Genomic DNA, 6646 nt, shown 5'->3' on the forward strand with positions numbered 1-6646 from the left:
CAAGGCCTTATTATATTTTGCTTCCCAACGCTTTTCTAAAAGCTGATAACCCGCGTACTGACGCTGTGCAGCAATAGCAGCCCAGCGTTTTTGCTGGATACGTGCATCTTGTGCTTCTGAAACCTGTCCGGCTTTAGAAGCGCGCAAATAATGTAATTCTGCTTCCAAAGCCTGGTTTTCAGCACAGATTCCCGATGAAGCATATAAAAGTACCGCAATACGGGTTGGATCTGCCCCCATATCTTTGGTCGACATAATGGCTGGCGTTAAGGCATTGCCTGAATTACACGCCATATCCGCATCATCCATGGCTAAGATAGGCGGTACAATATGTTTCTCACTGAAACCCAGCGCAATATTTGCCCCTGATTTAACCACTTGAGAACAACCTGATAATAAAGAACTTGTAACGATGACAACTGCCATACCCTGGCATATTTTTTGGACTTGCGACATTTTCCTGTCCTCTATAATTGTGTTTATGTCCATAGCACCTAAACATATCAGATGCGAAATCTGAATAAAAGAGTATTCACTCTAATTAGGTTTGATACTTTGCCACGAAATGACGTACGGAAAATTGACTGTATTCCATCAAGTTAAAAATTTTGGGCAAAAAAAAGTAGCATTGCGACGGTTCGGCACATGCTACTTATCAAGGGGTCAAGCCTTTCGGCTTTAATGTTGTGCAAATCGATCCTTCAGCACTGTTCCGAGTCGTCCAATAACAATTGCCAAAACAATTGCTATTACCAGAAACATCCAAGTTGGAATCACCATGATGATTTCCTCATTTGCTGTTGGTGGTTTTAATTTACATTTAGCTTAAATAATTCAGCAGAAAAATTGTCCGACAATTGAAATATTTGTGATTTTTTACATCAAACTGTCTTACAAAAAATACGAAATTAAAACTATGTATTTGATCATTAATATTTTAATTAAAGTTAATTTTATACAACTGTCTAACAATCAGGTCAATTTAGCCAGTTTTTTTAGTGCTTTCCATTGTTGTAAAGGAAGCTGATCGACCCAGATCAATAGCGGCTTTTCGTGAAAATGCTGGAAATAAACCACAATATAAAGCTGATGATCAATCAAATGACTAATCGAAACACGCTTAACCTGTTGCGATTTTAAATGTGACAGTGACCATTCACGTGCATGCAAATGTTCAAAACGAATCGGTTGAGGTACTTTCAAACCATAGGCATAGGTCACTACACCCAACAAAATGCACAGCAACCATAACCATGCCGGCAAGAGTTGCTGCAAAAGTACAATCAGTAAAGTAAAAATAATCAGCTGAAATACCAATGCCAGACGGCTGCGTTTCAGCTGAAAACAACGATTAGCCATGGACGTAATGTTTCAACTTAACAATCAGGGCTCTCATTTCCGGACGCGGTGGTTCAGACACTTCCATAAACCAGTCTAATAGGTCAGGGTCTTCTTGCGCGACCAATTCAGCAAAAACTTTTTTCTCTGCTGCATCTGCCTGTAAATAATGATTTTTTACATAGGGGTCAAAATAGACATCAATCTCTTTTAAACCACGACGAGCACGGTAAATAACTTTACGTTCTTCCAAGCTGATTTCTTCGCTCATAGCTAGCTGTCCCCAACAGTGTGAAAATTTTTGCTAGTTTACCCTATCCCTCCCTTCTATTTCGAGCCATTTCCCTGAATTGACCAAATTCATCATTTTATTGCAACATTTGAGCATTCATCTCATTGTCGCTTGCGGTTCAATCTTTTAATTTTGATCTCATAATAACTTTGTAGATGGACACAATAACAATGCAAGCAGCTGCGATTCGACCTTTAGCCAATATGTTACCCCGTCATTTATTTAATGCCGAGCATGAAGCTTTCCGTGAAACTGTACGTAAATTTTATGAAAAGGAAGTGGTTCCCAATATTGCTAAATATGAACAGCAACAACATGTGGACCGGGATTTATGGAACAAGGCCGGTGCCATGGGCTTACTCTGTGCCACCATGCCAGAGCAATACGGGGGTTCGGGGGTAGACCGACTTTACAGCATGATCCTGATTGAAGAACAGGCTTATGCCATGGATTCATCCACTGGCTTTTCACTGCATTCGGATATTGTGGCCAATTACATTTTCAATTTTGGCAATGAGGAGCAGAAGTCAAATTGGCTCCTAAAAATGGCTTCGGGTGAAACAGTGACTGCGATTGCCATGACCGAACCTGGCACCGGCTCTGATCTGCAAGCGGTACGTACCACTGCTGTGCTGGATGGCAATGATTATGTGATCAATGGTTCTAAAATTTTCATCACCAATGGTTACCTGTGTGATATGGCAATTGTGGTCTGCAAAACCGGTAGTGGCGATAAAGGGTCTGCCAATTTGTCATTACTCATTGTTGAAGCGGATCGTGCCGGTTTTAGCAAAGGAAAACCACTAAATAAGATTGGCATGAAAGGACAAGATACCTGTGAACTGTTCTTTGATAATGTCCGTGTGCCTAAAGAAAACCTTTTAGGAATGGAAGGTATGGGTTTTATGATGCTGATGAAAGAATTGGCCTGGGAGCGTATGCTAGTCGCCATCATTTGTCAGGCTGGAGCTGAAGCAGCATTCGCGCATACCGTTCAATACACCAAACAGCGTCAAGCCTTTGGCAAACCGATCAGTGCTTTTCAAAATACCCGCTTTAAGCTGGCTGAATTACGCACTGAAATTGATTTCTGTCGTACTTATTTAGACCGTTGTATGGAATTACAGCTTGAAGAAAAACTGGGCATTGATGCAGCTGCAGCAGCGAAATACAAAATTTCCGAGATGTTTTCCAAGGTCGTAGATGAGTGCCTGCAACTGCATGGCGGTTATGGCTACATGATGGAATACCCGATTGCACGTGCCTATATCGATAACCGCGCCAATCGCATTTATGCCGGCACCAATGAAATCATGAAAGAGCTGATTTCACGTTCGCTATAATCAACATTTATTTCTATGCCGGTTTAATTCTTGAAGTTCTATTTGTACCAGCTTGCAACAGAATAAAAGCTGATAACTTGAACTACTGATTTAATAAGCATAAAAAAAGGAGCATTCATGCTCCTTCTTTAAAAAAATAATGAAATTCAATTATGAAACTAAACGCGGTGTCGCACTTTTCTTATCTTGTTGTTCACGTTTATGAAATTTAAGCACACCGTCATCAAAGCGCGCATGCTTTAATTGTTTACGGTCAGCCAGATAATTATTAGAGACACTCCACGGTGCATGTTTACCCTGTTTCGGCATGACATCAGCAGCACGGGCAATATAACCTGAAGTCAAACTACCCATCACCGTATCTTCCATTAACTCGGTCGCATCCCCTTGTGGAATCACTTCATCATAGCCATGTTTGTCCATATAATTGATCATACGACAAATATAGTCCGCTGCAATATCCACTTTCAGTGTCCATGAAGCATTGATATAACCAATGATCATCGCCATATTCGGCACATCACTAACCATAATGCCCTGATATAGCATGTGTTTAGAGGTATTCATTGGCTTGCCATCAATGGTCGCCTGAATTCCCCCTAAAATTTGAATATTCAAACCGGTTGCAGAGACAATAATATCTGCCTCAAGATGTTTGCCGGATTTTAACTGAATGCCGTTCGCGGTGAATTTATCAATTTGATCCGTTTCGACTGAAGCACGACCTTCACGTAAAATCTTAAATAAATCTCCATCCGGTACCACACATAGACGCTGATCCCAAGGATTATAATCCGGGGTAAAATGCTTCATATCCACTTTACCCTTGAGCTGAAATTCAATCGATTTGAGCAACAAGCTACGCAGTAATTTAGGCTGTTTCTGTGCCAGCGCATAAATACCGCGTTGCATACCGATATTACGCGCACGCGTTAACTTATAAGCCAAATCTTCAGGCAAATACTTGCGCATTTTGTCGTAAAGGATATCAATCGATGGAACAGAGGCAATATAAGTTGGAGAACGTTGCAACATGGTGACATGCCCTGCCCCGCCTTTCGCCATCGCAGGCACCAAGGTAATCGCAGTTGCTCCACTTCCAATAATGACCACCTTTTTACCAGAATAATCTAACTGCTCAGGCCAATGTTGCGGATGAATAAATTGACCTTTAAATGCAGACTGATTAGGGAATTCAGGTTGAAAGCCCTGGTCATAATTATAGTAACCTGTACATCCTAGAACAAAATTAGCCACCCAGGTTTGCTTGTTGTTAGCTGCATCCTCAATTTCTACCAGCCACTTTTTACGAGCCGAATCATAATTTGCAGCTAAAACCCGATGTTGAAAATGAATTTTACTTTTGAGCTGATACTCATCAATTACTTCAGATAAATAATTCTTAATAGACGGTCCATCAGCCAAGACACTGTCTTTTTGCCAAGGCTTAAAGTTGAAGCCAAAAGTGGACATATCAGAATCGGAACGAATACCGGGATACTTAAATAAATCCCAGGTTCCACCAAAACTTTCACGACGTTCAATAATGTCGAAAGAGCGTTTTGGGCAATTTTTAGAAAGATGAACAGCAAGACCAATACCTGAAATACCGGCACCTACAATCAAAATATCAATATGTTTTTCCATGTTCTTTTTATAACCTGTTTAAGTTTTGTTTTATTAAACCACAAAACTGACAATACGCAATGTCAAGTTTATATAAAAGTGATAAAAAATATATCAGTTCGGGACAAAAGCTTAAATTTTCTGACAATATAAAATCATCAGACATAAAAAAGACCGGTGAAACACCGGTCTTTTTTAGAACAACTGAAGCTATTCTTGCGAAATTAGTTAACTTCGCGATCTACTAGCTCAACGTAAGCCATCGGTGCAGCATCACCTGCACGGAAGCCCGCTTTAAGAACACGTAGATAACCGCCGTTACGTTCTTTGTAACGAGGGCCAAGAACGGTAAATAATTTACCAACAGTTGCTGCTGAACGAGTACGAGCAAACGCTAAACGACGGTTTGCAACAGTATCGTTTTTAGCTAAAGTGATTAAAGGCTCAGCTACACGACGTAACTCTTTAGCTTTAGGCACAGTTGTTTTAATCAACTCGTGCTCAAACAAAGAGTTAGCCATGTTTTGGAACATCGCTTTACGATGACTGCTTGTACGGCCTAATTTCACACCACTATTACGATGACGCATGGTGATAGTCCTACTTAATTAACGACTACGATAAGCAAAGCGATCGTCCATGCGGAGGCTAGCCGGTGGCCAGTTCTCTAAACGCATGCCCAATTGCAAGCCTTTCGATGCCAGAACATCTTTGATTTCAGTTAACGATTTTTTACCTAAGTTAGGAGTTTTCAACAACTCCACTTCAGTACGTTGAACCAAATCACCGATGTAGTAAATATTTTCTGCTTTCAAACAGTTAGCAGAACGAACAGTAAGCTCTAGATCATCTACTGGACGAAGCAAGATTGGATCCACTTCTTCGCGAGGCTCTTGAGCAACAGGAGCTTGATCTTTCTGAAGATCAACAAAAATTGCAATTTGTTGTTGCAAGATTGTTGCCGCTTTGCGGATTGCTTCTTCAGGATCAACTGTACCGTTAGTTTCAAGATCAATGATCAATTTATCAAGGTCAGTACGTTGTTCTACACGAGCGTTTTCCACTGTGTAAGACACGCGCTTGATTGGGCTATAAGAAGCATCTAACTGTAAACGACCCACCGGGCGAGTCTCGCCTTCTGGGAAACGTGAGTCAGAAGTTTCATAACCGCGACCTTGAGAAACTTTCAGGCGCATTTTTAAATTGCCTGAGGCACTTAAAGTGCCAATCAAATGCTCAGGGTTTACCACTTCAACATTATGAGGTAAACGAAGATCAGCAGCAGTTACATCGCCTGGACCTTGTTTTTCTAATGTCAAATATGCTTCGTTTTGATCGAACAGCTTAATCGACAATCCTTTTAGGTTCAGCAAGAGCTCGACGATGTCCTGCTGCAAGCCTTCTAAGGTACTGTACTCGTGCTCAACCCCTTCTATTTCAACTTCTACCACAGCAGCGCCAGGTAAAGAAGAAAGAAGGATACGACGTAAAGCATTACCTAGAGTATGACCAAAGCCACGCTCTAATGGTTCCAGAATCACTTTTGCCGAGGTCCCGCTAGCCGCTTCGACCTTGATCGCTTGCGGAGTTAGAAACTCATTTGCAGTACGCGTCATTATTGCTACCTCAAGGATTATTTAGAATACAATTCTACAATCAAGCTTTCGTTGATTTCAGCAGGTAAATCAGAACGATCCGGTGCAGCTTTAAACGTACCTTCTAGTTTTGAATGGTCAACTTCCATCCAAGAAGGGATACCACGTTGAGCAGCCAATTCAATTGCGCTTTTAATACGTAATTGTTGTTTAGCACCTTCGTGAACCGCGATTACATCACCAGCTTTAACTTGGATAGACGCGATGTTAACACGACGACCATTCAAAGTAATGCTACGGTGAGATACAAGCTGACGAGCTTCTGCACGTGTAGAACCAAAACCCATGCGATAAACTACGTTATCAAGACGGCTTTCAAGCAATTTCAACAAGTTTTCACCTGTTGCGCCTTTCACACGAGCAGCTTCTTTATAGTAGTTACTAAATTGACG

The 6646-nt window shown here is 41.2% G+C and carries 7 protein-coding genes and 1 pseudogene; 1 reads left to right on the top strand and 7 read right to left on the bottom strand.

The features are described 5' to 3' along the window. The 3 genes and pseudogenes from B2Y23_RS14875 to B2Y23_RS14885 all read right to left on the bottom strand — a co-directional run. Nucleotides 1-456, bottom strand: a pseudogene (locus tag B2Y23_RS14875) (hypothetical protein); the annotation flags it as partial. Between the two features lie 516 nt (nucleotides 457-972). Further along, nucleotides 973-1359 carry a hypothetical protein gene (locus B2Y23_RS14880; RefSeq protein ID WP_291355174.1) on the bottom strand — a complete coding sequence of 129 codons (387 nt, stop codon included), beginning with the start codon at nucleotides 1357-1359 and terminating at the stop codon, nucleotides 973-975. Further along, complete coding sequence (locus tag B2Y23_RS14885) at nucleotides 1352-1609, bottom strand: succinate dehydrogenase assembly factor 2 (RefSeq protein WP_291355172.1); 258 nt, start codon at nucleotides 1607-1609, stop codon at nucleotides 1352-1354. The genes B2Y23_RS14880 and B2Y23_RS14885 overlap by 8 nt, the downstream gene beginning before the upstream one ends. A 191-nt stretch (nucleotides 1610-1800) precedes the next feature. Between B2Y23_RS14885 and B2Y23_RS14890 the strand changes: the two genes are divergently transcribed. After that, nucleotides 1801-2973, top strand: a complete 1173-nt coding sequence (locus B2Y23_RS14890) for an acyl-CoA dehydrogenase family protein (protein ID WP_291355170.1) — start codon at nucleotides 1801-1803, stop codon at nucleotides 2971-2973. Between the two features lie 150 nt (nucleotides 2974-3123). Here B2Y23_RS14890 and B2Y23_RS14895 read toward each other — a convergent pair whose 3' ends face one another. From B2Y23_RS14895 to rpsD, 4 genes are all read right to left on the bottom strand, one after another. Then, on the bottom strand, nucleotides 3124-4620 hold the full coding sequence (locus B2Y23_RS14895) for a flavin-containing monooxygenase (protein WP_291355168.1): 1497 nt from the start codon (nucleotides 4618-4620) through the stop codon (nucleotides 3124-3126). 203 nt (nucleotides 4621-4823) lie between these two features. Next, complete coding sequence (rplQ, locus tag B2Y23_RS14900; protein WP_004281488.1) at nucleotides 4824-5189, bottom strand: 50S ribosomal protein L17; 366 nt, start codon at nucleotides 5187-5189, stop codon at nucleotides 4824-4826. Nucleotides 5190-5207: 18 nt separating this feature from the next. Further along, entirely contained in the window at nucleotides 5208-6215 is a 1008-nt protein-coding gene (locus tag B2Y23_RS14905; protein ID WP_004869497.1) for a DNA-directed RNA polymerase subunit alpha, read from the bottom strand. 17 nt (nucleotides 6216-6232) lie between these two features. After that, a partial coding sequence (rpsD, locus tag B2Y23_RS14910) for a 30S ribosomal protein S4 (protein ID WP_291371643.1) occupies nucleotides 6233-6646 on the bottom strand: 414 nt, incomplete at its 5' end.

The organism is Acinetobacter sp. UBA5934 (assembly GCF_002430855.1).
GTDB lineage: Bacteria > Pseudomonadota > Gammaproteobacteria > Pseudomonadales > Moraxellaceae > Acinetobacter.

Bases quoted from the DNA above. Each gene is read 5' to 3' on its own strand.
- B2Y23_RS14880 (WP_291355174.1), bottom strand. From the start codon at position 1,359: ATGGCTAATCGTTGTTTTCAGCTGAAACGCAGCCGTCTGGCATTGGTA.
- B2Y23_RS14885 (WP_291355172.1), bottom strand. From the start codon at position 1,609: ATGAGCGAAGAAATCAGCTTGGAAGAACGTAAAGTTATTTACCGTGCT.
- B2Y23_RS14890 (WP_291355170.1), top strand. From the start codon at position 1,801: ATGCAAGCAGCTGCGATTCGACCTTTAGCCAATATGTTACCCCGTCAT.
- B2Y23_RS14895 (WP_291355168.1), bottom strand. From the start codon at position 4,620: ATGGAAAAACATATTGATATTTTGATTGTAGGTGCCGGTATTTCAGGT.
- rplQ (WP_004281488.1), bottom strand. From the start codon at position 5,189: ATGCGTCATCGTAATAGTGGTGTGAAATTAGGCCGTACAAGCAGTCAT.
- B2Y23_RS14905 (WP_004869497.1), bottom strand. From the start codon at position 6,215: ATGACGCGTACTGCAAATGAGTTTCTAACTCCGCAAGCGATCAAGGTC.